The organism is Sphingopyxis sp. EU05-FHT14B03 (genome assembly GCF_058790875.1).
This window is the reverse complement of record NZ_JBYTDC010000003.1, coordinates 571,047-595,980: the sequence shown is the minus strand read 5'-3', so window position 1 is coordinate 595,980 and position 24,934 is coordinate 571,047. Positions and strand designations below refer to the sequence as shown.

The 24,934-nt window shown below is 66.5% G+C and carries 23 protein-coding genes; 12 read left to right on the top strand and 11 right to left on the bottom strand.

The features are described 5' to 3' along the window. Nucleotides 1-25 precede the first annotated feature (25 nt). The 5 genes from AC3WS4_RS19450 to AC3WS4_RS19430 all read right to left on the bottom strand — a co-directional run bounded on the left by AC3WS4_RS19450 (nucleotide 26) and on the right by AC3WS4_RS19430 (nucleotide 4,220). Entirely contained in the window at nucleotides 26-748 is a 723-nt protein-coding gene (locus tag AC3WS4_RS19450; RefSeq protein WP_492742937.1) for a hypothetical protein, read from the bottom strand. Nucleotides 749-765: 17 nt separating this feature from the next. Continuing rightward, nucleotides 766-1,977, bottom strand: coding sequence for a toxic anion resistance protein (locus tag AC3WS4_RS19445; protein WP_492737519.1), 1,212 nt, complete (start codon nucleotides 1,975-1,977; stop codon nucleotides 766-768). Between the two features lie 65 nt (nucleotides 1,978-2,042). Then, nucleotides 2,043-3,002 carry a bile acid:sodium symporter family protein gene (locus tag AC3WS4_RS19440; protein ID WP_492737517.1) on the bottom strand — a complete coding sequence of 320 codons (960 nt, stop codon included), beginning with the start codon at nucleotides 3,000-3,002 and terminating at the stop codon, nucleotides 2,043-2,045. A 43-nt stretch (nucleotides 3,003-3,045) separates the two neighbouring features. Further along, entirely contained in the window at nucleotides 3,046-3,765 is a 720-nt protein-coding gene (locus AC3WS4_RS19435; protein WP_492737515.1) for a cytochrome c biogenesis CcdA family protein, read from the bottom strand. 35 nt (nucleotides 3,766-3,800) lie between these two features. Then, a complete protein-coding gene (locus tag AC3WS4_RS19430; RefSeq protein ID WP_492737513.1) occupies nucleotides 3,801-4,220 on the bottom strand; it encodes a thioredoxin family protein in 420 nt (139 codons plus the stop codon). Between the two features lie 191 nt (nucleotides 4,221-4,411). On the opposite strand from AC3WS4_RS19430, the gene AC3WS4_RS19425 reads away from it, so the two are divergent. The 3 genes from AC3WS4_RS19425 to AC3WS4_RS19415 all read left to right on the top strand — a co-directional run bounded on the left by AC3WS4_RS19425 (nucleotide 4,412) and on the right by AC3WS4_RS19415 (nucleotide 6,478). Continuing rightward, on the top strand, nucleotides 4,412-5,068 hold the full coding sequence (locus tag AC3WS4_RS19425) for a 5'-methylthioadenosine/S-adenosylhomocysteine nucleosidase family protein (RefSeq protein WP_492737511.1): 657 nt from the start codon (nucleotides 4,412-4,414) through the stop codon (nucleotides 5,066-5,068). Beyond that, nucleotides 5,065-5,733, top strand: a complete 669-nt coding sequence (locus AC3WS4_RS19420; protein WP_492737509.1) for a D-Ala-D-Ala carboxypeptidase family metallohydrolase — start codon at nucleotides 5,065-5,067, stop codon at nucleotides 5,731-5,733. The genes AC3WS4_RS19425 and AC3WS4_RS19420 overlap by 4 nt, the downstream gene beginning before the upstream one ends. Nucleotides 5,734-5,821: 88 nt before the next feature. After that, nucleotides 5,822-6,478: a hypothetical protein gene (locus AC3WS4_RS19415; protein WP_492737507.1), complete on the top strand. Its 657-nt coding sequence runs from the start codon at nucleotides 5,822-5,824 to the stop codon at nucleotides 6,476-6,478. 62 nt (nucleotides 6,479-6,540) lie between these two features. Here the strand turns inward: AC3WS4_RS19415 and AC3WS4_RS19410 are convergent, their stop codons facing one another. Genes AC3WS4_RS19410 through AC3WS4_RS19400 form a run of 3 tightly spaced genes read right to left on the bottom strand, consistent with a single transcriptional unit; the run spans nucleotide 6,541 to nucleotide 9,590 of the window. Beyond that, complete coding sequence (locus AC3WS4_RS19410; protein WP_492737506.1) at nucleotides 6,541-7,548, bottom strand: cytochrome d ubiquinol oxidase subunit II; 1,008 nt, start codon at nucleotides 7,546-7,548, stop codon at nucleotides 6,541-6,543. Further along, nucleotides 7,545-8,936, bottom strand: coding sequence for a cytochrome ubiquinol oxidase subunit I (locus AC3WS4_RS19405; RefSeq protein WP_056345204.1), 1,392 nt, complete (start codon nucleotides 8,934-8,936; stop codon nucleotides 7,545-7,547). The genes AC3WS4_RS19410 and AC3WS4_RS19405 overlap by 4 nt, the downstream gene beginning before the upstream one ends. 9 nt (nucleotides 8,937-8,945) lie before the next feature. Then, nucleotides 8,946-9,590, bottom strand: coding sequence for a GbsR/MarR family transcriptional regulator (locus AC3WS4_RS19400; protein WP_492742934.1), 645 nt, complete (start codon nucleotides 9,588-9,590; stop codon nucleotides 8,946-8,948). Nucleotides 9,591-9,772: 182 nt separating this feature from the next. Between AC3WS4_RS19400 and typA the strand changes: the two genes are divergently transcribed. The 7 genes from typA to AC3WS4_RS19365 all read left to right on the top strand — a co-directional run bounded on the left by typA (nucleotide 9,773) and on the right by AC3WS4_RS19365 (nucleotide 15,848). Continuing rightward, nucleotides 9,773-11,605, top strand: a complete 1,833-nt coding sequence (gene typA / locus AC3WS4_RS19395) for a translational GTPase TypA (RefSeq protein ID WP_492737500.1) — start codon at nucleotides 9,773-9,775, stop codon at nucleotides 11,603-11,605. A gap of 110 nt (nucleotides 11,606-11,715) precedes the next feature. Continuing rightward, nucleotides 11,716-12,444 (top strand): pyrimidine utilization protein B, encoded by a 729-nt coding sequence (gene rutB, locus AC3WS4_RS19390; RefSeq protein ID WP_492737498.1) that lies wholly within the window; start codon nucleotides 11,716-11,718, stop codon nucleotides 12,442-12,444. Then, a complete protein-coding gene (gene rutC / locus AC3WS4_RS19385) occupies nucleotides 12,444-12,827 on the top strand; it encodes a pyrimidine utilization protein C (protein ID WP_492737496.1) in 384 nt (127 codons plus the stop codon). The genes rutB and rutC overlap by 1 nt, the downstream gene beginning before the upstream one ends. Continuing rightward, nucleotides 12,820-13,602: a pyrimidine utilization protein D gene (rutD, locus tag AC3WS4_RS19380; RefSeq protein ID WP_492737495.1), complete on the top strand. Its 783-nt coding sequence runs from the start codon at nucleotides 12,820-12,822 to the stop codon at nucleotides 13,600-13,602. Before rutC ends, rutD begins: the two co-directional genes overlap by 8 nt. Before the next feature lie 3 nt (nucleotides 13,603-13,605). Further along, nucleotides 13,606-14,667 carry a pyrimidine utilization protein A gene (gene rutA / locus AC3WS4_RS19375; RefSeq protein WP_492737493.1) on the top strand — a complete coding sequence of 354 codons (1,062 nt, stop codon included), beginning with the start codon at nucleotides 13,606-13,608 and terminating at the stop codon, nucleotides 14,665-14,667. A 54-nt stretch (nucleotides 14,668-14,721) separates the two neighbouring features. Further along, entirely contained in the window at nucleotides 14,722-15,222 is a 501-nt protein-coding gene (locus AC3WS4_RS19370) for a hypothetical protein (RefSeq protein ID WP_492737491.1), read from the top strand. A gap of 194 nt (nucleotides 15,223-15,416) precedes the next feature. Further along, entirely contained in the window at nucleotides 15,417-15,848 is a 432-nt protein-coding gene (locus AC3WS4_RS19365; protein WP_492742932.1) for a hemerythrin domain-containing protein, read from the top strand. 15 nt (nucleotides 15,849-15,863) lie between these two features. On the opposite strand, the gene AC3WS4_RS19360 is transcribed toward AC3WS4_RS19365, so the two are convergent. Beyond that, entirely contained in the window at nucleotides 15,864-18,797 is a 2,934-nt protein-coding gene (locus AC3WS4_RS19360) for a CHAT domain-containing protein (RefSeq protein WP_492737487.1), read from the bottom strand. A 198-nt stretch (nucleotides 18,798-18,995) separates the two neighbouring features. On the opposite strand from AC3WS4_RS19360, the gene AC3WS4_RS19355 reads away from it, so the two are divergent. Beyond that, nucleotides 18,996-21,335, top strand: a complete 2,340-nt coding sequence (locus tag AC3WS4_RS19355; RefSeq protein WP_492737485.1) for a TonB-dependent receptor — start codon at nucleotides 18,996-18,998, stop codon at nucleotides 21,333-21,335. 82 nt (nucleotides 21,336-21,417) lie between these two features. After that, on the top strand, nucleotides 21,418-21,693 hold the full coding sequence (locus tag AC3WS4_RS19350; RefSeq protein ID WP_187141274.1) for a DUF3297 family protein: 276 nt from the start codon (nucleotides 21,418-21,420) through the stop codon (nucleotides 21,691-21,693). Nucleotides 21,694-21,781: 88 nt separating this feature from the next. On the opposite strand, the gene AC3WS4_RS19345 is transcribed toward AC3WS4_RS19350, so the two are convergent. Then, nucleotides 21,782-22,318 carry a CHAP domain-containing protein gene (locus AC3WS4_RS19345; RefSeq protein ID WP_492742930.1) on the bottom strand — a complete coding sequence of 179 codons (537 nt, stop codon included), beginning with the start codon at nucleotides 22,316-22,318 and terminating at the stop codon, nucleotides 21,782-21,784. A 210-nt stretch (nucleotides 22,319-22,528) separates the two neighbouring features. After that, nucleotides 22,529-24,883 (bottom strand): putative bifunctional diguanylate cyclase/phosphodiesterase, encoded by a 2,355-nt coding sequence (locus AC3WS4_RS19340; RefSeq protein WP_492737481.1) that lies wholly within the window; start codon nucleotides 24,881-24,883, stop codon nucleotides 22,529-22,531. Nucleotides 24,884-24,934: the final 51 nt, after the last annotated feature.

Genomic DNA, 24,934 nt, shown 5'->3' with positions numbered 1-24,934 from the left:
AACCGCCAGTAAGCCGCCTGGATTTTCAGAGGGTCGCGGGCCCGTCCTCGTCGCCGACACCCTGATATTTGAGCTGCAGATAGCGTTCGCGCGTCGCCAGCTTGTCGAGTTCGCCCGCCGCCAGGCTGCGCGCGGCATGGCCGATCTCGCTTTCCAACGTCTTCAATCCGCCGACCAAAGTCTCGTCGGGCGTCCGCCCCGCATGCGCCTCGCCGCGCAGTCCCGCGGGGATACGCTGGTACCCCGCGACCAGCTCGGGCAGGTCCTCGCCGACGAGCTTGCGGATGTTTGACGCGGCGGGGCTCGATGCATCGAGCGTCTGGAGCTGCGGCGCGAGCAGGTCGAGCTGCACCCCGATCCCGTCGACCAGCGTGCGCGCCGGGGCGGGCAGCGCCGGACGCTGGGCCTCGAGCCAGATTTCGGTGCGGCCCGCGAGCTGCTTCAAATCGGTCTTGGGCAGGTCGGCCTGGCGTGGTTCGGGGAAGGGCGAGCGGCCGAACAGCACCGCCACCCCGATCAGCAACACGGTGAGCGCGAGCAGGCCGACGAAGCCGAGCGGCTGGATCAGCAACCCGAACACCGCCGCGCCGAGCAACACGACCCCCGCAGCGACCAGTATCCGTCCCAGCTTCTTGTACAGATGCTGGCGGCGCAGCGCGACGCTCTTGGTCCCGATCGGCCGCCGCCGCTCGCGCGACCGTTCGATCGCGGCATTGCCGAGCGCGCTGATCTTGTCGACCTCGCTCATAGTCATCGCGGCTCCGCTCACGCTTCGAGCGAGGCGAGCGGGCTGTCGGCGCCGCCGACGCTCGCCTGCGCCTGGCTCGCGCCCTCGGCGCGCGCGATATAGCCCTTCGACTTGGCGACCTCGCCCTCGAGCGACTGGACCGTGGTCTTCATGCTGTCGAGCGCCTTGAGCTTGAAGGTGTCGATCGCATCCATCGTGTCATAGATGTTCTGGAACGCGCGGCTCAGCGTCTCCATCGGGATCGTGCTCGACGCGGCCTGTTCGTGGATGCGCGCGGTGTTGTCCTTCAGCATCTTCGATGTGCCGTCGATGATGTTCGCGGTCGTCGTGTTCAGCGCGGTGATCTGTTCGAGCACCAGCTTTTGGTTGGTCATCGCCTGCGCGACGGTGATCGCGGTCTTGAGCGCGCCGACGGTGGTCGTGCTTGCGCGGTCGACCCCCTTCACCAGCTCGATATTGTTCTTCTTGACCAGATCGAGCGCGAGGTAACCCTGCACCGTCACCGCCATCTGGGTCAGCAAATCCTGCGTCCGCTGCCGCGCATAGAAGAGCGCATTTTCGCGCAGCACCTTGGCTTTCGCGGGGTTGGTGCCGTCGAGTTCCTCGGCCTTGGCCTCCAGCCGCGCGTCGAGGGTGCCGGCGATGTGGATCATCTGCTCGAGCTTGCCCATCGCCTCCCACAGCTTGCGGCGCTCGACGTCGATCGCCGCATTGTCCATCAACAGCTCGTCCTTGCCGTTCGACAAGGCGGTCAGCACGCCCGAGATATGCGACTGGGCGCTGCGATATTGCGCGAAATAATTGGTGACGCTGCTGCCGAAAATCTTGTCGAGGAAGCCGCGCTTCGACAGCAATTTGCCGTTCGCCGACGGGTCGAGCCGCTCGACGGTGTTGCGCAGTTCAATGAGGTTCATGCCGATGTCGCTGTCGCGGTCCATCGCCTTCACCGGCCGGTCGAGGAAACGGTTCGACTGATTCGCCGCCTCCAGCATTTCCTTGCGGCCCATATTGGTGATCTGGTCGATCCGCTGGCCGAATTCGGGGCTGTTCTCGTCCTGCGCGACCAGGTCGTCGATAAAGCCGTCGACGCGCTCTTCCAGCTTCGATTTCTGCTCGGTCGACAGCGACACCAGCCCCGCGGCCTTTTCGGGCGACACCACGGGCACCGGATCGGGCGGGGTCAGCTTCAGTTCGTCGGTTGCCGTCGCGGTTGCGGTCTGCTCGCTCATTCGTCTTCCTTTCGGGCCCCCGTACCGCTTTCCTATATGGCACGCGGCACTGTGTTATTCAAGCATCACACTTGATCGACCCTGTTGAGCACCGGCGCCAGCCAGGCCGACAGGATCAGCTGCGCCATATGATAGACAAGGATCGGCACCAGCACCATGCCCGCGATGGCGGGCGGAAACAGCGTCGCGGCGAGCGGCGCGCCGACCGCGATGCTCTTCTGCGCCCCCGAAAACAGCAGGGTGATCCGGTCGGCCCGCGCCAGCTTTAGCAGCGCGCCGAACCCCCACGCCCCGCCGAACGCCAGCGCCAGCAGCACGCCGACGACGGCGAAGACGATCGCGATCTCGCGCCCGTCGAGCAATTGCCAGATGCCCGCGACCACTGCGGCCGAAAAGGCGACATAGACCGCGATCGCGATCGCGGTGCGGTCCATGAAGGTCGCCAGCTCTTTGTGCGCCAGCACCCACGGCCGCAGCCAGCGCTGCACGCATTGCCCCGCCACGAACGGCAGCAGCAATATCGCGACGATGCGCAGCACCGCCTCGCCATGAATCTCCCCCGCGCTCCCGGCGAGGCCCGCGAACAGCAGGGGCGAGGCCGCGACCCCGATCAGGTTGAGCAGCGCCGCCGCGACGACGCTCGCCGCGACATTGCCGCCCGCCAGGCTGCTCGCGGCGGTCGCCGACTGGACGGTCGAGGGCAGGATGCCGAGGAACAGAAAGCCGAGCGCCAGCGTCGCGGGCAGGAAGGATGCGGTCGCCGCCTGCGCGGTGAGCCCGAACAGCGCCATGATCCCGAAACAGAAAACGAGCGCGCCGCCCTGCAATTTCCAGTTGCGGATGCCGTGCAAGACCTCGTCGCGCGGCAGGCGGACGCCGTTCAAAAAGAAGAGAAAGACGATCGCCGCGGTCGAAACGCCCTGCGCCACGGGCACCGCCGCGCCGCGCACCGGCAGCAGGCTGGCGAGCAGGATCGTCGCGAGGAGCAAGGGCACGAAGCGGTCGGGGAAGATGCGCGCGAGCATTCGGCGCGTGATGACGACGCCGCAGCGGCTTGGCAAGGTCCGATCAGAAGCGCGTCGACCAGTCGCTCGCCCACGCCGGTCCGTGGATCAGGAACCAGGTTTCGATCGCCTTGTCCCAGCCGGAGAGCACCAGCACCCCCGCGAGCAGCAGGCCGAAACCGAGCCATTGCTTGCCCCGGTTCGATGCCTTGCCCAGCCGGTCGCGCCCGCGCAGCAGCGCTTGCCGTCCGAGCAGGCCGATCGCGAGCAAGGGAATCGCGATGCCGATGCCGAACACCAGCATCACCGCGCCCGCCTGCGCCAGCTCCTGCCCCTGGCTCGCGAGCAACAGCGCGGCGCCGAGCGTCGGCCCGACGCACGGACTCCACACCGCGCCGAGCAACAGCCCGAGCCCGAATTGGCCGCCGACGCCGCGGCGCGGGCCGCCCTGGCTGCGGCGGTTCGCCCAATCGCCGATCGGCGTCAGCAGCCGCGTCATCGCGCGCTGCGCCGACGGGACAATCAGGATCAGGCCGAAACCGATGAGCAACCACGCCGACACACGGCGGAATGCCGTCGGGTCGATGCCGATCGACACGCCGACGGTCGCGATGAGCAGGCCCAGCGCGGCAAAACCGGTGGCGAGTCCGATCGCCAGCGCCGCCGGTCCCCAGCGATGTTCGCTGCTCACCGCGCCCAGCACGATCGGCAGGATCGGCAGGATGCACGGCGACAAGATCGTTAGCACCCCGGCGAGAAAGGCGGCGCCCAGCGTCAGCAGCATGTCGGCAGGTCCATGATCGCGGTCCGGCGCGCCGCTCAGCGCGTTGAGGCGACGAGCCGCGCGATCTTCGAGGGGTCGGTTTCACCGAGCAGGCGGCCGGTCTCGGTCTTGCCCTTATACGCGATCAGCGTCGACTGGCGGGTGACGCCGAGCGGGCGCTGGACATCCTTCTGGCTGTCGAAATCGATCCGGAACACCACGACATTCCGGTTCGCGGGCAGCTTTTGCGCGGCGGCGATCCCCGGCTGCTGGCGTGCGCACACCGGGCACCAGGGCGCATGGACGTCGATCAGGATGCGCTGCCCCCTGGCGCGCGCCGCGTCGAATGCCGGCTGGGTGAATTTCACGAACGCCACCTCGCTCTTGTCGGCGGCAAAGGCCGGCGCGACATGCGCGATGCCCGCGCCCAGCGGCGCGGCGGCGATCAGGGCGGCGAGGATGATGTTGCGGGTCATGGCGGGGTCCTTGGATGGTGCGGGGGTTTGAGTCCCCTTGTTCGCGGCCGCGCCGCAAGAGGTTACAGCGCTATGCCAACCGAACACTCGGATCCCGCCGTTCGTCCCGAGCGTCGTCGAGGGACATTGGCGCGGCGCAAAGCTGTCCCGACTTCGCTCGACACGAACCGAAACGGGGTTAGACACGCCCCATGGCCAACCTCCTCATCCTCGCCGCGCTCGCCGAAGAGGCCGACGCCCTCTTCCTCGGCACCCGCACCCCGATCCACGAGGCCTTCCCCGTCCGCCGCCTCACAACCCACGGCCACCGCATCACCGTCGCCACCTGCGGCCTCGGCAAGGTCAACGCCGCGCTCGCCGCCGGGCTGTTCGCGGCCGACGCCGACATCCTCCTCATGTCGGGCACCTGCGGCGCGCTCGGCGCCGAACCCGGCCGCGCCTATTGGCTCGCCGAGGCGGTGCAGCATGATTATGGCGCGAACGAGCCCGGTCTTTTCCGCCGCTATCGCGCCGGCGACTGGCCGATGGGCGAAGCGGGCGAAGCGCATTTCGCCGCGATGGCCGACCCCGGCCTCGGCCTGCCGCATGCGCGCATCGCCAGCGGCGACAGCTTCGTCGCCTGCCCCGATGCCGCCGCCGATTTGAAGGCCAATCTCGGCGCGACGCTCGTCGATATGGAGGTCGGCGCGGTCGCACAGGTCGCGGCGCGCCTCGGCAAGCCCTGGGCCGCGATCAAGGCGGTCACCGACGATGCCAATGACACAAGCGGCGGCGATTTCCAGGCGAACCTCGTCCGCGCCGCGCGGGCTGCGGGGCAGGAGGTCGAGCGACTGGTCGCGATGCTGTGAGGCGCGCGCTGGTCGCCGCGCTGCTGCTGATCGTCGCCGCGGCCGCCGGCTGGGCGCTGCTCACCCGCTCGGTCGCCCCGATCATCGGCGTCGCGCCGCAAAAGGACGCCGATCTCTTCGCCGCCTGGCGCCTCGCCGCCGCGAAGAACGATGTCGTGGGAATCGAGACCTATCTGAAAAGCCGGGGCGTCGGCGACGTCCTGCCGCTCGCCGACATATTGCGCAGCGACGCGCGCTGGCGGCGCTGCAAGGCGGGCCAGCCCTTCGCCGTCCCGCCGCGCGTGCTTTGGCCCGCGATGGTGCCAACCTTGCGTTATATCCGCGATGTGCTGGTCCCGGTCACCGGGCCGGTGCGTATCGTGTCGGGTTATCGCGACCCCGTCGCCAACAGCTGTTTCAAGGGCGCGAAAGCGAGCCGCCACCTCCGCTTCGCGGCGCTCGACCTCGAACCGGTCGCGCCGCTGTCACGCGACGATCTGATCGCGCGCCTCTGCCCGCTCCACACCCGCACCGGCGCGCGGTTCGATGTCGGGCTCGGCATCTACGCGGTCACCCGCTTCCACATCGACACCGCCGGCTATCGCCGCTGGGGCGCCGACTATCACGCGGCGTCGTCGCCGTGCCAGACTCTGACCGTTCCACCCCGCCCGTCACCCCGGACTTGATCCGGGATGACGAACGGCGGCAAACGGCCAAATAGCGCGTCGCAAAAATCGGGCTTCGGCAGGCGGCCAAGGCGCGGTAAGTCGGCGCATGCGAATCGAAGGCAATTATAAAGACGATGGCTATGCGACGATCCGGGGCCTGATCCCGCCGGAGGTCGCCGCGAACCTGTTCCGGCAGATTGAGCTCGACCTGTCGGCCGCGGGCAAGAGTTTCGACACCTTTGCCAAGCCGCACCCGCTCTCCAAGAAGCAGACGATCGACATCTCGGGCCATTTCTACCGGCCGCTGACGACCTTTTTGTGGGGCCTCACGCCGATCGTCAGCGAACTGACCGGGGCGGACCTGCTGCCCAGCTACGACTATTTCCGCATCTATGGAAAGGACGACATCTGCCGGGTCCACTCGGATCGTCCCTCGTGCGAGCATAGCGTGTCGCTCACGCTCGTTTACAGCGACGGCGTGCCATGGCCGCTGGAGGTCGGGTCGGTGCCGGTGACGGGTGAGGGGCCGTGCGTCGACGATTTCGGCGACGAACCCTTTACCGCGGTCGCGATGCAGCCCGGCGACGCCGTCCTCTACCGCGGCATCGACCTGCGCCACGGTCGCATGACGCCCAATCCCAACCAATGGTCGGCGCATCTGTTCCTGTTCTGGGTGGAGCGCGGTGGCCCGTTCGAGCAGCATGCCTTCGACGAGCAACGCCTGCGGTCGGAATTGAAGCGCGTCAGCAATCTGGACGTCTGAGCACGGCGCCGGAACCCCGAACGCAGCCTGTGCCGGATGAAAGCGGACAGCCCGCCCACCCCTCACTCATAACTCAAATGCGTCGCTTTCCCGCGAAAGATCCAGTGCGACAGGATCGAATATCCCAAAATCACTGGCAGCACGAACAGCGCCCCGATCAGGATGATGCTCAGCGATTCGGGGGACGCCGCCGCCTGCCAGATGTCGAGCCGGTCGGCGATCAGATAGGGGTAGAAGCTGTACGCGATCCCGACGAACCCCAGCGCGAACAAAATGCCCGCGGTTGCCAGCGGCACCCATGACAATTCGTCCTTTTCGCGCAGTGGCCGGCGCAGGAAGATCGCGAGCCCGGCGAACAGCGTCGCGGCGGCGATCGGGATCGGCAGCAGCGCGATGATCTCGGGCAGGCGGAACCAGCGTTCGAAGATGCGCTCCGACAAGAGCGGCGTTGCGATCGAGATGATCGCCATTGCTAGCGCGGTCAGCCACAAAGTCACCTCGGCCCAGCGCACCGCGCGCTTCTGCAAATCGCCCTCGACCTTGTAGACCAGCCAGCAGGCGCCGACGAACAGGTATCCCGCGACCAGCCCGAGCGCGGCGAGCAGGCAGAACAGCACCGACGCCACGCTCTGGTCGAACCCCAGCACATAGGCGCCGAGCATATAGCCCTGGCACAGCGCGGTGAGCAAAGAGCCATAGAAAAAGGCGGCGTCCCAGCGATGCTTCTGCTCGGGCGGCGCCTTGGCGCGGAATTCGAAGCTCACCCCGCGCAGGATCAGCGCAACCAGCATCAGCACGACCGGCAGATAAAGCTGGGTCAGGATCAACCCGTGCGCGACCGGAAAGGCGACGAGCAGCAACCCGATACCGAGCACCAGCCAGGTCTCGTTCGCATCCCAGAACGGCCCGATCGACGCCACCATCAGGTCGCGGTTCGCGTCCTTCTCCAGCCGCGTCAGCATGCCGACGCCGAGGTCATAACCGTCGAGGATGACATAAAGCAGGATCGACAGGCCCATGAGGCCCGCAAAGATCACCGGCAGCCACCAGGGGTCGATGAACGGCGTCATGGCGTCACTCCCTCTTCTAGCGGTTCGGCGGGGCCGGGGGCTGCACCGGGGATCGGGAACATCGGCTTCGCGTCGGGCGCCGCCTTGCCGAGCCGCGCGAGGCGGTAGAGCACCGCGATATAGGCGGTCAGCAGCACGACATAGACCGCAAGATAGAGTGTCAGCGACCCCGCGACCATCGCGCTGCCGACCGGCCCGACCGCGTCCTTGGTGCGCAGGATGCCGGTGACCAGCCAGGGCTGGCGTCCGATCTCGGTCACATACCAGCCCGCGAGCGTCGCGACCCAGCCGGCAAAGGTCATCGCGACGAGCGCGCGCGCGTACCAGCGCGGCAATCTGTCGACCCCGCGCCGCCAGATATTCCACGCGCCGAACCACGAGATCGCCAGCATCAGCACCCCCAGCCCGACCATGATCCGGAACCCCCAGAACAAGGGCGCGACCGGCGGATGGTTGCCTTCATAATCGTTGAGCCCGGGAACGACGCCTGCGGCCTCATGCTTCAGGATCAGGCTGGCGCCCGACGGCACGGCGACTTCCAGATGGTTGGTGCGCGCTTTCTCGTCGGGGATCGCGAACAGCACGAGCGGGACATGGCTGCGCGTCTCCCAATTGGCCTCCATCGCCGCGATCTTTTGCGGCTGATGTTCGAGCGTGTTGAGCCCGTGCATGTCGCCGACGAAAATCTGCACCGGGATCAGCAGTGCGGCGGCATAGAGGGAGGCTTTCAGCGTGCGCCGCACCCCTTCGCCGCCGCCGTCGCGCAGCCAGCGCCACGCCGACATACCCGCGATCAGGAAGGATACGGTGAGTGCCGAGGCGAGCAGCATGTGCATCAGGCGGTACGGCATCGACGGGTTGAAGACGATCGCCCACCAGTCGGTCGCATGGACGACGCCATCGCGGATCTCATAGCCGACCGGGGTCTGCATCCAGCTGTTGAGCGCGATGATCCAGAAGGCCGACAGCGTCGTGCCGCCCGCGACCAGGCATGTGGCGAGCGTGTGCACCCAGTTCGGCACGCGGCTGAACCCGAACAGCATGATCCCCAGGAATACCGCCTCGAGGAAAAAGGCGGTCAGCACCTCATAAGCGAGCAACGGCCCCGCGACATTGCCGACCTTTTCCATATAGCCCGGCCAGTTGGTGCCGAACTGGAAGCTCATCGTGATGCCCGAGACGACCCCCATCGCGAAACTCAGCGCGAAGACCTTCACCCACAGGCGGTACGCGTCCATCCACGCCGCGTTGCCGGTGCGGTTGTACGCGAGTTTGAAGCCGAGCAGCGCCCAGCCCAATGCGATGGTGATTGTCGGGAACAAGATATGGAAACTGATGTTCGCCGCGAACTGGATGCGCGCGAGGATCAGCGGGTCAAGAGCGTCCATCATCGTCTGCTACCCCCCGTTTGTGTCGAGCGAAGCCCGTCCCGAGCCTGTCGAGGCGGTCGAGACACCCTTCCCGCGGCCAAGCATGCGGTCCTTGAACTCGAGCGCTTTTACCACACGCTCGCCGAGCCGCAAAAGCTGGAGCAGCCGTTCGGTGTCGAGCCGCTCCATCTCGGCATACCAGTCGGTGAGAAGTTCGATCTGTTCGTGCATCGCCGCGATGCGTTCCTGCGCGAAGCGGTCGGCGGGGTCGGTCGCGGGCTCCATCAGCAGCGCGCGCAGCGTCGTCAGCGTCGGGTCGATCTCGCGCTTCTTGCGCTCCTCGACGAGGGTGCGGAAGATCGCCCACACGTCGCGCGGGGTCGCATAATAATCGCGCCGGTCGCCGGGCAAATGCTTCAATTGCACCAGCCGCCAGCTTGCGAGTTCTTTCAGCCCCATCGAGACGCTGCCGCGCGACAGCCCCAGCGCCTCGCTGATCTCCTCGGCATGGCGCGGACCGTCGGCGAGGAACAGCATCGCATAAATCTGTCCGACGGTGCGGTTGATCCCCCAGCGGCTCCCCATCTCGCCGAAATGCAGGACAAAAGCCTGCGCTAGCGGGGAGAGCCGAAACGGCGGCGATGGAGAGTCGGGGGCGGAGGAGGGATCCACGCGACTCGTTATAGCGTGAATTTCTGAAGTTTCAATAATTATTGAAACTTCTTCGGCGCGCGCCACGCTCCGCAACACCTTCGCCAACTTCGGCAATTTCGTTGCGCTGCAACAAGGCTTCTGCTAGGCGCGCGCCGATCGCGGCAGCCACTGCCGCTCCCTCACAATCAAGGCCTTTCCGCATGTCTTTGCGCAACATCGCCATCATCGCGCACGTCGATCACGGCAAAACCACCCTCGTCGACCAGCTCTTCCGTCAGTCGGGCACCTTCCGCGACAACCAGCGCGTCGAAGAGCGCGCGATGGACTCGAACGATCTCGAAAAGGAACGCGGGATCACCATTCTCGCGAAGTGCACCAGCGTCGAATGGGGCGAAGGCGCCGACCTGACGCGCATCAACATCGTCGACACCCCCGGCCACGCCGACTTCGGCGGCGAGGTCGAGCGTATCCTCTCGATGGTCGACGGCGTGATCCTGCTCGTCGACGCCGCCGAAGGCCCGATGCCGCAGACCAAGTTCGTCACCGGCAAGGCGCTCGCGCTCGGCCTCAAGCCGATCGTCGTCGTCAACAAGATCGACCGCAGCGACGCACGCGCCGCCGAAGTGCTCGACGAGGTGTTCGAACTGTTCCTGACGCTCGAAGCCAATGACGAACAGCTCGACTTCCCGATCCTCTACGCCTCGGGCCGCGGCGGTTTCGCGTCGGACAGCCCCGACGCGCGCGAAGGCACGCTCGAGCCTTTGTTCAAGACGATCGTCAGCCATGTCCCGACCCCGGGCCTGCCCGAAGACGGTCCCTTCACCTTCCTCGCCACGCTGCTCGACCGCGATAACTTCATCGGCCGCATCCTGACCGGCCGCGTCCAGTCGGGCACGGTCAAGGTCAACCAGCCGATCCACGCGATCGACATGGACGGCAAGGTGATCGAAACCGGCCGCGCGTCGAAGCTGCTCGCCTTCCGCGGTCTGGAGCGCGTTCCCGTCGAGGAAGCGCGCGCGGGCGACATTGTCGCGATCGCCGGGCTTTCGCAGGCGACCGTCGCCAACACTATCGCCGACACCAGCGTCAGCGAACCGATCGCCGCGCAGCCGATCGATCCGCCGACGCTGTCGATGCGCTTTGCCGTCAATGATTCTCCGATGGCGGGCCGCGAGGGCAGCAAGGTCACGAGCCGCATGATCCGCGACCGCCTGTTCCGCGAAGCCGAAACCAATGTTGCGATTCGCATCACCGAAAGCGCCGACAAGGACAGCTTCGAAGTCGCGGGCCGCGGCGAGCTCCAGCTCGGCGTGCTCATCGAAACGATGCGCCGTGAAGGCTTCGAACTCGGCATCAGCCGCCCGCGCGTGCTGTACGGCGAGGACGAGGCCGGCAAACGCACCGAACCCTATGAAACCGTCGTCATCGACGTCGACGACGAGCATTCGGGCACGGTCGTCGAGAAGATGCAGGTCCGGAAGGCCGACCTCACCGACATGCGCCCCTCGGGCGGCGGCAAGACGCGCATCACCTTCTCGGGCCCGTCGCGCGGCCTGATCGGCTATCATGGCGAATTCCTGTCCGATACCCGCGGCACCGGCATCATGAACCGCCTGTTCGAGAAATATGGCCCGTACAAGGGCAATATCGCCGGCCGCCAGAACGGCGTGCTGATCTCGAACGGCAACGGCGACGCTGTCGCTTATGCGCTTGGCCCGCTCGAAGAGCGCGGCATCCTCTTCGTTTCGCCCGGCGAGGCGCTCTATGAGGGCATGATCATCGGCGAAAATGCCAAGCCCGACGATCTCGAGGTCAACCCGATGAAGTCGAAGCAGCTCACGAACTTCCGCTCGACGGGCAAGGACGACGCGATCCGCCTGACCCCGCCGAAACGCATGACGCTCGAACAGGCGATCGCCTATATCGACGACGACGAAATGGTCGAAGTGACCCCGAAGAACATCCGAATCCGCAAGGCGCTGCTCGACCCGCACGAGCGCAAAAAGGCCTCGCGCAAGAAGGAAATGGTGTAAAATTCGAACCGGCGGCCCCTCAAAAGGCCGCCGGTTTTCTTTTGGGCGGCGGCGGCTTGCATCGCCTGCCGCTTTCGGGGAAGCTGCCGCCCTGGCTTGAAGGGGACCCCATGGCGATTGCGGTCGATACGGCACCCGGCGACGGAGCGAAGCTGATCCTGCCCGCGCGGCCCGAGCCGCTGATCGTCGATCCGGCGACCACCGCCGTCGTCGTGATCGACATGCAGAATGCCTATGCGTCGAAGGGCGGTTATGTCGATCTTGCCGGTTTCGACATTTCGGGCGCTGCGGGAGTGATCGGGCGGATCGTGCAGGTGCTCACCGTCGCGCGCGGCGCGGGCATGCCGGTGATCTATCTGCAAAATGGCTGGGACGCCGACTATGTCGAGGCGGGCGGGCCGGGGTCGCCGAACTGGCACAAGTCGAATGCGCTGAAGACGATGCGCGCGCGGCCCGAATTGCGGGGGCAGCTTCTGGCGCGCGGCGGGTGGGATTATGAGCTGGTGGAGGCGCTTGCGCCGCAGCCGGGCGACATCCGGCTACACAAGACGCGCTATTCGGCCTTCTTCAACTCACAGCTCGACAGCACCCTGCGGTCGCGCGGCATCCGCACGATCGTCTTCGTCGGGATTGCCAGCAATGTCTGCGTCGAATCGACGCTGCGCGATGCGTTCCACCTCGAATATTTTTCGGTGATGCTGGAGGACGCGACGCATCATCTGGGTCCCGATTATGTGCGCGACGCGACCGTCTATAATGTCGAAAAATTCTTTGGCTGGGTGAGCAATGTCGCCGATTTCTGCGGCAGCATCGGCCAACAACCCCGGGGAGAAGAATAGTGCCGTTCGAACCGATCAACCCGCCGCAATTCCCGACCCCGATCGCGCCCTATTCGGCCGGCGCGAAGGCCGGGAACACCGTCTATGTGTCGGGCGTCCTCGCGCTCGGCGAGGGCGGGGTGGTGCTGCATATCGGCGACGCGGCGGCGCAGACGCGGCATGTGCTCGATGTCATCAAGATCACGCTCGAGGCCGCGGGCGCGACGCTCGAGGATGTCGCGATGAACCATATCTTCCTCAAGGACTTCGCCGATTATGCGGCGTTCAATGCGGTCTACGCCGACTATTTCCCGGGCGCCAAGCCCGCGCGCTACTGCATCAAGGCCGAGCTGGTGAAGCCCGACTGCCTCGTCGAGATCGCGAGCGTCGCGCACATTGGCTGAGGCGGCGGGCCTCTATTATGAACTTCACGGGGCGGAGGATGCGCCGCCGCTGATCCTGTCGCCGGGGCTGGGCGGATCGGCCAGCTATTGGACACCCAACCTCGCCGCACTCGCGGCGGATTACCGCGTCCTGCTCTACGATCATCGCGGGACGGGGCGCAGCAGTCGCGATTTGCCGCCCACGACGTCGGTCGAAGACATGGCGGCCGATGTGATCGCGTTGATGGACGCGCTGGATATCGGGGAGGCGAGCTTCATCGGCCACGCGCTTGGTGGCATGGTCGGGATCGAACTGGCGATCATGACGACGCGGATCGACCGGCTCGTTGTCGTCAACGGCTGGCGCACGCTCGACCCGCATACCGCGCGTTGCTTCGACGTCCGGCTCAACCTGCTGCGGGGTAGCGGCCCCGCCGCCTTCCTCCATGCCCAGCCGCTGTTCCTCTATCCGCCCGACTGGATTTCGGCGCATGATGCCGAACTGGTCGCCGAGGCCGAACAGCAGCTCGCGCATTTTCCTGGCGCCGCGACGGTCGAAAAACGCATCGCGTCGGTGCGCGCCTATTCGCCCGCCCTGATCGACATGACCGCGACGCCGGCATGGCTCGTTATCGCGACGCGCGACGATATGCTCGTGCCGCTCGCCAGCGCGCTCGATGTCGCGGCGCCGGTCGGCTGGGCCGAAACGCACATCTTCGACTGGGGCGGCCACGCCTGCAACGTCACCGATCCCGAGACTTTCAACCGCGTCGTCCTCGATTTCCTCAGGAGATAAGCCATGCAAGTCGGCGTCTTTGTTCCCATCAACAACAATGGCTGGCTGATCAGCGAAAACGCGCCGCAATATATGCCGAGCTTCGACCTCAACAAACAAATCGCCCAGGCGGCCGAGCGGCACGGGCTCGATTTCCTGCTGTCGATGATCAAGCTGCGCGGCTTCGGCGGCAAGACCGAGTTCTGGGAATATGGGCTGGAAAGCTTCACGCTGATGGCGGGGCTCGCCGCGGTGACCGAGAAGATCAAGATCTATGCGACCTGCCCGACTTTGGTGATCCCGCCGGCCTTCGCGGCGCGGATGTGCAACACGATCGACAGCATCAGCCATGGCCGCTTCGGGCTCAATCTCATCACCGGCTGGCAGCGCCCCGAATATAGCCAGATGGGGCTGTGGCCGGGCGACGAGCATTTCCGCAACCGCTACCAGATGCTCGACGAATATGCCCGCATCCTGCGCGAATTGTGGGAAACGGGGCGGAGCGATTTCAAGGGCGACTATTACCAGATGGACGATTGCCTGGTGCGCCCCACGCCCGAAGGCGACATGAAGATCATCTGCGCCGGCTCGTCGGACGAGGGCCTCGCCTTCTCGGCGCAATGGGCCGATTACGCCTTTTGCCTCGGCAAGGGGGTGAACACCCCGACCGCCTTCGCATCGAACAACGAACGGCTCGCGGTCGCGACCGCGAAGACCGGGCGCGACGTGTCGGTGTTCGTGCTGGTGATGATCATCGCTGCCGCGACCGACGAAGAGGCGATGGCGAAGTGGAAGTCATACAACGACGGCGTTGATGTCGCGGCGATCTCGTGGCTGATCGATCAGGGCGCCGCCGACAAGCACAACAGCACGACTAACGTCCGCCAGCTCGCGGCGCCCGAAGGGGCGGTGAACATCAATATGGGGACGCTCGTCGGCAGCTATGCCAGCGTCGCGCGCATGCTCGATGAAATGGCCGAAGTGCCGAACACCGGAGGGGTGCTTTTGACCTTCGACGATTTTCTGCAAGGGGTCGAAAATTTCGGCACCCGCATCCAGCCGCTGATGAAGAGCCGCGGCGGCTGACGGTCCATCTTTCCGCCACAAACGGTCAGCAGACTGCGCGCGGGAGGAGCCGCCATGAAAAAATCGATATGGATCATCGCGCTCGCGGCAAGCTGCGCCGCTCCGCTGCACGCCCAGACGGTTGGCCCCGCGCCGCACATGAATGGAATCGGCCCGGTTGAAATGGGTGGCTTTGCGGGCGCGCGCATCCGCATCTCGCTGGGCGGAAGTGGACGCGAGAAGCCGATGATCCGCGCCGGCCTGACCATCGCGCCGATGCAGCATAGCGGCGGCAGCGATCTGCGCAGTCCCAATTGGCGGATCGGCGAGGGGCTGGAGTTCGGCTTTCGCGGCGATGATTCCGTACCGCAGCTTTCGCTCGCGGGGCTGCGGCTGACTCCGGCGCGCTATACCCCCGGCGGGCGGCCGGCGGACAAAAACCGCAACAATCTGTCGGGCGGCACGACGACGGCGCTGGTCGTGGTCGGCGTGCTTGTCGTGGTGGGCGGGGCGCTCGCGCTTTCGGCCAGCGGCGACCCCGATAACTGCACCGGCGGCGAGTGCAACAACAACTGATCGTCCGGCAATCTCGCCGTCGATCGGGCAGGCGCTGCCAGTTTGGCAATGATTTTCGACGCAAAACTGGTCGGCAAACACCCATGCCGGCCCTAATGGCAAATGCGGCTTAACCCTCTTTTCACGGGCAAGACCTAGGACGGGCTGCGAGGGACCACTCGAAACTGGGCGGCCCTATGCATATGGTCCATGAAATGCGGCGACTGCGCGCCGAACATGCGGCCCTCGCCACCCTTTCGCGCTTCCTGATGGATATCGCCGCCGCGCCGCAGCCGCCGCGCCCGACCGAACTCGCCGCGGTGCGCGGCATGTTTCGCGACACGCTGGTGCGTCACCTGAAATGCGAGGACTGGGTCCTCTATCCGCGGCTTCTGGCGAGCGGCGATGCCGCCCTGAAGCGGCTGGCGGGCGAATTCGTCCACGAGACGGGGCATCTGGCCGAAGAATTCATGGCCTATGACGCGCGCTGGACGGCGGAAAATGTCGCCGGCGACTGGCCGGGTTTCTGCCGCGAAACCGAGGCGATACTCGACGCGATCGGAATGCGGATCGAACGCGAGGAGGCCGATCTTTATCCCGCCGCCGAGCGGCTCGACACAGTGCAGCGTCGCACCGCGCGCGTCTGACGGCCATTCCCCGGCCTAACGATCGCGGTTGGTCACCAGCGTAAAGGGCGCCCAGCTCGCCGGATGCGCCCAGTGCGGTTGCCATCCCTCGACGACAGACCCGTCGGCGCGCTTGCCGGTGCGCACCGCCTCCATCGCCAGCGCCAGCGCGGTCGCCGGGGTCGCGTCCTTGTTCGCGAGCGCTTCGACGGTGAGCGCCGCGGTGGCGTCGTCCGCGACGCGCCAGTGGCTCGCGAGCAGATTGCCCGCCCCCGCATAGAGGAAGCTGCGCGCAAGGCTCGATAGCGATTCGCCGCTGGCGCCCGCCTCGACCCCGGGGGTCGCGGTGTTGCACGCCGACAGCACGACCCAGCGCGCCGACAGCGACAGCGCCGCCGCCTCGCTCGCCGTGAGCAGGCCGTCGTCGGTCGCGCTCGCCTTGCCCGGCGGGGTGAGAACGAGACCGGGCTCGGACCCGGTGCCCATTTCGCCGGGGAGCAGCCCGTGCGTCGCGAACACGACCGCGATCGCGCGGGGCAGTTCGCGGTCGGCCTTGACCGCCGCCTCGGTCGCGTCGCGGCCGAGGCGGACGCCGCCACCGCGTGCGATCGCCGCCGACAGCCTGGTCAGTTCGGTGACGGTGCCGGGCAGCGGGTCGAGTTTGCGGAGCTTGTCGACCGACGCCATCGTCTTGTCGCCGCTCGCCAGCGTCAGCCCGCCGCCGCGCACCCCGATGCCGCCACGCTTGCGCAGCGTCCCGTCGGTGCCGCGCGCGCCGGCCTTGCCGTTGCCGACGAGGGTCGGCGCGCCATAGGCGACCAGGTCGGGACGACGCGAAGCGGGCAGCGCGCCGCTTTCGCGCGAGGCGAGCGCGAGCGCGCTGACCGAGGGCAGGGTGACGAAGCGATAATGTTTGGCGAGCCAGTCGGTCGCGGCAAGGTCGGCCTCGGCGCCGCTTTCGGCCTCGCCCTCCGGCTCGCTCGCGACCAGCGCGGCGAGCGGCAGCCCCGCCACCGGCCCGCTCGCGACGGTGTAGATGCGTCCGCCTTCGGGCAGCGCGGCCGCGACCGGCGCGATCAGGCGCTGGTAGAGGCGCCAGGCCGCCGCACGGTCGTAGCGCGGATAGCGTTTGTCGATCGGGCTGGGGCCGCCCTTGTCCTCGGCGGCGACCAGCGCGTCATAGTCGGGCAGCGAGCAGGTATTCTCGTCGATCCGGCATTTGAGCCGCGCGACGTCGGCGGCAACGGGTGCCGCGCCGTCGTCGAAGCGGTGCCACCGCGCGCCCTGCTTCGAAATTGCGAAAGCATAATGATGCCCCTCCGACGGCAGCAGCATCAGCACCGCCTCGTCGGGTTCGAGCAATGCCTGCACCGCTGCAACGTCGATTGCCTTGGGGGTGACCAGTGTCGCATAGTCGGGAAACTCGGCGGCGATGCGCGCGTCGAGCGGCGCGAGCCGCGCTGCCGCCGCATCGAGTTCGGAGCGGAGCGCTCCTGCCTTGACCTCGTCCTTGCCGAGCGCCATGTCGCGATAGCGCTGGTTCAGCGACACCACCGCCTGCGCGGTGTCCTGTCGCTGGCGAACCAGTTCGCCGAGGGAGCCGGTGCCGGCCAGATTGCGCGCGGCGGCCTGGTTGATCGCGTCGCCGGCATCGGTGAGCGTCAGGTCCTGCGCCGCGAGAAAGGCCTGATCCATGGCGCTATCCTGATTGCGCGCGGCCCAGCCGGCGAACATCACCATGTCGAAGGCGCCCGATTGCGGGTTGCGGCGGGTGCCGCGCGCGACCGCTTTCGCCAGCGCCGCCACGGCAGGATTGGCGTCGTCGGTGGCCAGCCCGGCCTCGCGCCGCTGACGAAGCCGGTCGGCGGCGTCGATCGCCGCCGTCAGCCCGTCGGCCTCGCGCCCCTTCACCTGCGCGCGCGCGCGGGCGAGGGTGGTGAGCAGGATGATCGTATCGGTCTTGGCGTCGTACCAGCCGCCGCCGCGTTCGGCCGCGAGTTGGAGCGGCAACGCCTCCTCGAAATAGGGCAGGGATTCTTCGGCCTTGCCCTGCCCGAGCAGTGCGAGCGCGAAATTATAGCGCGATTTCTGGGTGCCAATGTCTTCGCGGCCCTGCAGCCGTTCGCCCTCGGTCGCGGCGATGCGCCCCGGCCCCTCGGCGGCGGCGAAGCGGCCCGCTATATTGCGGTAATAGCTGATCTGGTTGTTCGCGAACTGGCGCTGATAGTCGTTATATTCGGGACCGGCCAGCATGACGAGCAGCGCGTCGAAAGCGCGATCGGACTCCTCGTCGCGGCGCACCAAATTCAGGGCCTCGGCATAGCGCAGTTGCAGTTCCCAATTGTCGACCGTCATCCCCGCCGCCTCGAGCTCGGCATAGGTGTCGTCGAGCGCGCGCGCGACCTCGGCATAGCGGCCCTGTTCGAGCAGTTCGCGGCCATAGATTTCGAGGCTGACGCGGGCGCTGCGGGCCGGGGAGGTGGTCAGCAGGCCATGTTCGGCGGCACGGCGATGGATCAACCGCGCGTGCGCCAGCCGCTCCTCATAAGACAGGCCGAGGCTCATCCAGTCGAGGAAGAATAGCTCGCTCTCGACGTCCTTGGCGGCGGCTGCCCGGGTGGCATAGCCGCGCATCTTGTTCGTCACCCGCTGGTAATCGGCATCACCGGGGTCGCGGTCGTCGCGAAAATAGATCCACAGCCCCGTGTCGGCGCTGAACGCGTTCCGCTCCGATAAGCGGTTGCGATATTGGGCGACGAGGTCGACGAGCGCGAGCGCGGCCTGAACCTGCTCCTCGCCATTCGCCTTTTCGAACCGGGCTATCACGTCGGCGACCAGCGTGTTCGCCGCCTCGTCGCACGGGCCGCCGTTGTCGGCGGGGCAGGGGGGCGGTTCGACCGCGAAGGCCGGCAGGGTCGATGCCGCGAGCATCGCGGCGCTAAGGGCGAAACCCGCCCGGCGTATCGTCATGGTTCATTCCCCGATACGCGACCCGGACGTGCTCATGCCAAGCTTTGCCGCCGCTCGCAAGCGGAGGTGCGAAGATGACAGTCCTCGTCGTCATCCTGTCATCGCCGGGTCATGCCTGTGCCGCTGCGCCGCAATATCGCCTCCCTAAAGCCGCGGCGCATCCCGGCGCCATTTCGGCGCGGGCAGAGGGGACTATCGATGAACCAGATTATGAGCCGCCGCTTGCGCGCGGGCGCCGCGCTGATCGCCATGCTCGCGGCGACGCCGGCCTATGCCGCCGACGCGGCGGACGGCGCTGCCGTCGATGCCGGTCCGGCCGAAGAGATCGTCGTACTCGGCACCGGCCAGGCGCGCCAGGTGCAGGAACTGGGTGCCGCGGACATCGCGCTCGACGTCGCGGGGATCAGTCCGCTGAAGGCGATCGACAAGCTGCCGGGTGTGAATTTCCAGTCGGCCGATGCCTTCGGCGCCTATGAATGGTCGTCGCGCATCTCGATCCGTGGTTTCAGCCAGAACCAGCTCGGCTTCACGCTCGACGGCATTCCGCTCGGCGACATGAGCTATGGCAACCATAACGGTCTGCATATCAGCCGCGCGCTGATCAGCGAGAATGTCGGCCGGGTCGAGGTCGCGCAGGGCGCGGGCGCGCTCGCCGCCGCTTCTTCGAGCAACCTCGGGGGCACGATCGAATTTTTCTCGCGCGATCCCAAGGCCGACATGGGGGTCGAATTTTCGGGCACCTATGGCAGCGAAAATACCAAGCGCGGCTTCGTCCGCCTCGACAGCGGCGAAATCATGTCCGGCGGCCCGATGCTCGCGGTCAGCTATGCCTGGCAGGATGCCGACAAGTGGAAGGGCGACGGCGTCCAGCGCCAGCATCAGGTCAATGCGCGCCTCGTCCAGCCGGTCGGCGACGGCAAGCTGTTCGGCTTCGTCAATTATTCGGACCGCGCCGAAAACGACTATCAGGACCTCAGCGCCGAAATGATCGGCCGTCTCGGCTATGACTGGGACAATTATGCCAAGGACTGGGACCTCGCGGTCCGCGTCGCGCAAATCTATCAGAACCAGGTCACGCGCGCGGCGTTCAACGCCGGCGTCGCCAACGGCAGCCTGCCGCTGGGTGCGACCTATACCGCGCCCTATCCGGGCGCCGGCGAGGCCTTCCCGGCGCCGATCCTGACCGTCGACGATGCCTATTATGACGCATCGGGGCTGCGCAAGGACTGGCTCGCGGGGATCGGCGGCGACGTGCCGGTGACCGACAACTGGACGCTGAAGGCGACCGGCTATTATCACAGCAATCGCGGCCGCGGCCTGTGGTTCACCCCCTATGTGACCACGCCGGGCGGCGCGCCGATGACGATCCGTACCACCGAATATGCGATCGAGCGCTATGGCGTCGTCGCGTCGAGCGAGTTCAAGATCGGTGCCAATACGCTCGATCTCGGCCTGTGGTACGAGGACAATGATTTCAACCAGGCGCGGCGCTTCTATGGCCTCGCCAACACCACCGGGGCGCCGAGCCGCGGCAGCCTGAAATTCCCCAAGAATCCGCTCGCGACCCAGTGGGAATTCGATTTCAAGACCGAAACGCTGCAATATCACGTCCAGGACACCCTCGACCTCGGGCAGGTCCAGATCAATGCGGGCTGGAAGGGACTCAAGGTCACCAACGAGGCAAGCCCGGTGGTGAGCGGCGGGCTCGCGTCGGGGCGCACGGTGGCGAAGGACTGGTTCCTGCCGCAGGCGGGTGTGCTGTTCCGCCTGAACGACGATAACGAGCTGTTCGCGAGCTACACGCAGAATATGCGCGCCTTCGAAAGCTCGGCGACCGGCGGGCCTTTCGCGACGACGCAGGCGGGTTTCGACGCGCTCGACCTGAAACCCGAAACCTCGACCACCTATGAACTCGGCTTCCGCACCAAGTCGCCCGTCTTCCAGGGCGTCGTCGCCGGCTATTATGTCGACTTCAAGGATCGCATCATCGCCTTCGCCAATGGTTCGGGGATCCAGGGCAATCCTGCGATCCTGCAGAATGTCGGCGACGTGCGGTCATGGGGCATCGAGGCGGCGGGGACCTTCCGGGTCACCCCCGACCTCTCGCTCTTCGGCTCCTACGCCTATAATGACTCGGAATATCGGGACGATGTCGTCAACGCCGCGAACGTCGTGATCGCGGCGACCGCGGGCAAGACGGTGGTCAATTCGCCCCGCCATCTCGCCAAGGGCGAGATCACGTGGGACAATGGCAATATCTTCGCCCGGGTCGGCGCCAACTATACGTCGAAGCGCTATTATTCGTTCGAGAATGACGCCGCTGTGGGCGGGTTCGTGATCGTCGACGCCAGCATCGGCTATCGCTTCACCGACGGGATGCTCGGCGGCCTGACGATCCAGGCCAATGCCACCAACCTGTTCGACAAGGCTTATGTCTCGACGATCGGCACCAACGGCTTCGCCAACCGCGGCGACAGCCAGACCCTGCTCGCGGGAGCGCCGCAGCAGTTCTTCGTGACGCTGAAGGGCGACTTCTGACGCGGCGCCGAAACGCCTTCCCGATTGACGATGATGGCGCGGCCCCGCTAGGGCCGCGCCATCTTTTTATGGGAATTGCTTTATGACCGATACGCCGCCCGACCATATGTCGACCAACCCGCGCTCGCCCCATTTCGACATGGAGGTGCTGCAACGCGGCATCGGCATCCGCTTCAAGGGCAAGGAGCGCACCGACGTCGAGGAATATTCGATCTCCGAAGGCTGGATCCGCGTCGCCGCGGGCAAGTCGAAGGACCGTTTCGGCCAGCCGATGACGATCAAGCTGTCGGGCGAGGTCGAAGCCTGGTTCGAGGATGTCGTCGCCGACAAGGCGGACGACGCCCCGTCCGAGGACTGAGACGCGCCGGCCACCTGGGCCCGCCTGCTACAACCAAAAAAGCCCCGGCTCGCGCCGGGGCTTTTTTGGTTGTAGCGGTGGCGGGGCTTTACTGGCCGAGCGACGCGGCGACCATTGCGAGGCCGTTGCCCGGGGTCCAGTCGTTGCTGGCCCACACCGGAGCGTCGAAGCTCGGCGCCTTGCGCGGCGCGGCGCCCCGGCCGGGATAGATGAAGCCCTGCACCGGGTTGGCGCGCAGGCCGAGGTCGCCGATCGGGGCGTACCACACACGGACCATGCTCCAGTCGCCGGCGCTGCTGACGTCGACGACGCGCACATTGCGTTCGATCTGGCCACGGCGGCCGTTGATCGGCGACCAATTGGCATGGTCGATCAGGATTTCGCGGTCGCCGACGATCTTCTTCACGACGGCGACATGGCCGATCGGCATGCCGCGGGTGCCGGCGAACGCCATGACGGCGCCTTCGCGCGGTTCGTCGCCGCGGTCATACTGGCCCGCAGCCTGCGCCCACCAGGTTCCGGCGTTGCCGCGGATATCGACGCCCGATTCGGCGCGGGCGAACGGAACGCACTGGAGGTAGTTGGCGGCGGCGGCGGGGGTGCTGGTCAGGGCGGCGGCAAGCATCATCAGGCATGCGACAATGGCTGCTGAAAAGCGGCTGGCTGACATGGAAAGCGACCCCCGTTTGGCTTGTGTTCAAGCGTTGGAGTGTCTCTGCCACGGCTGGCGCCGCAAACCACCCGCCGCGCGACGAACTGCATCGGACGCGGGGTGAACCGGGGAACCTTTTGAAAGGCGGTTCGATTCGTCGCCGGACTCGCTCGGCTCGCCGCGTCAGGCGGCGGCGCTGGCCTGGCTGGCGGTCGGACGGAACAGCGTCAGCACATCGGTCGCCGGCATCGGGCGGCCGTAATAATAGCCCTGGATGTTGCGGCAGCCGAGCGCGCGAATCGTTTCAACCTCTAGTTCAGTCTCCGCACCCTCCGCCGTCGTCGACATGCCGAGGCTGTCGGCGAGCGCGACGACGGCGCGGATGATCGCGATCGATTCGGTGATGCCCTTGGCGGCGCCAACGACGAAGCTGCGATCGACTTTGATCGTTGAAAATTGGGTCTTGCGCAGATAGCCGAGCGACGAATAGCCGGTACCGAAATCGTCGAGGCTGAGGCGGATGCCGAGTCCGATCAGCTGGTCGAGCAATTGCGCGGCGCCGCCGCCGTCGCGCAGGAACACGCTTTCGGTGACCTCGATCTCGAGCCGTTGCGGTGGCAGGCCGCTTTGCGCGAGTGCCGAGACGACGACCGAAGCGAAGGCGGGGTCGGTCAGCTGTTCGGCCGACACGTTGACCGCAACCTTGAGGTTCGACGGCCAGCGCATCGCTTCGTGACACGCGGTACGCAGCACCCATTCGCCGATCGGTGAGATCAGGCGGCTGTCCTCGGCGAGCGGAATGAAGCGGCCGGGCGAAACATTGCCGAGCTTCTGGTTGTTCCAGCGAATCAGCGCTTCGAAGCCGTTCAGCATTCCGTCCTCGGCGGTGACGACCGGCTGGTAATAAAGTTCGAACTCGCGCCGTTCGAGCGCGCCGCGCAATTCCTGTTCCATCACGCGCCGTTCTTCGGCCTGGGCGTGGAGCGAGGCGACATAGGCGGCGACGACGTTGCCGCCCTTGTCCTTGGACTTGTAGAGCGCCAGGTCGGCGTTGCGGGTCAGCGTCTCGACCGTAGCGCCGTCCTGCGGCCCGACCGCGAAGCCGATGCTGGCACCGACGAACAACTGGTGATTGTCGACCACATAGGGGCGGCTGAGCGCCGCGATGATGCGCTGGCCCAGTGCTTCGGCATCGCTCGCGGTCGGCACATGGTGGAGGATGATGGCGAATTCGTCGCCGCCCAGCCGGCCGCAGGTCATGCCGCGGTCCATCATGCCCTTCAGCCGCGCCGCGACCTGCGCCAGCAATTTGTCGCCGACGGGGTGGCCGAGCGTATCGTTGACCGCCTTGAAGCGGTCGAGGTCGAGCATCAGCATCGCGCAGCGCGTCTTGGCATCGATCGCATGGTTCAGCGCGCGCTCGAGATCCTCATTGAGGCTGAGCCGGTTCGGCAAGCCCGTGAGGTTGTCGAAGCGCGCCATCTTGGCGATCTGTTCGGCCGAGGCGCGCTGTTCGGTGACGTCCGATCCGACCCCGCGAAAGCCCAGGAACTTGCCCGCTTCGTCGAGGCGCGGTGACGCCGACAATTCCCACCAGCGCGGCGCGCCGTCGATGGTGACGGGGACGATCAGGTTCGAAAAACTCTCGCGCCGCTTCATCCGCTCGGCCATGTCGTGCAGACTCTTGGGGAAGTTCCCGGTCTCCCACGCATCGCCCGACAGCGCCTGAAGCAGCGGCAGGCCTTCGAGCTGGTCGGCGGGCGCTCCGATCGCGAAGGCGAGGCGCGGCGAGACATGGACGAGGCGGCGACTGTTGTCGGTCTGCCACAGCCAGTCGGCCGAGGTTTCCTCGAATTCGCGCAGCAGCAGGCTGACCGTCTCGGTCTTTTCGTGCAGTACCGCTTCGGCGCGGCGAAAGCGGATGTGGCTTTGCCCGAATCGAATGCAGAAGCCCGTGAGCATCGCGCCGGCGGCGATCGCGACCCCTGCGTGCGCCGGCGCGCCGGCGAAGACCAGCGCCCCGGCCGCCGACAGGCTGACCGGCATGATGAAGAGCAGGCATGCCATCGGCAGCGTGTGCGCGACGATCGCCAGCGTCAGCATCATCAGCAGCGCTACGGTCCACATCGACAGCAGGTGATCGAGCGAGGGGTGGAGGCCCTGGAGCCAGAAGGGCGCTGCCCAGACGACGGCCGAATAGATGGCGTGCCGGTTGCAAAGGTTGAATTCGGCGGCGCCCGTGTGGTGGATTTCGCCTAGCGGCAGGCGGGAGACGACCTGCCAGGACCAGAGGCTGAACAGGATCGTCGCGATCGCCCAGCCGCCGACGACCGCCATTGGGACCGCGCTCACCATCGTCAATACGGCGACGATCGTCATGCCGAGCCCCATGACGAGGCGCAATTTTCCCTGGCCGCGCAACGGCGCGAGCTGCAGGTGCCGCAAATCGCCGATATCCTCGTCGCGCCGGTTCAGCCCGAGCAGCGCACGCGCAGGAATATCGTCGGTCGGAATCGGATCATTCGCCACCCTGGTCACGGGACCGTTCTAGCGAAAGCGGGTTACCCGAACGTAACCATGCGCGAACGG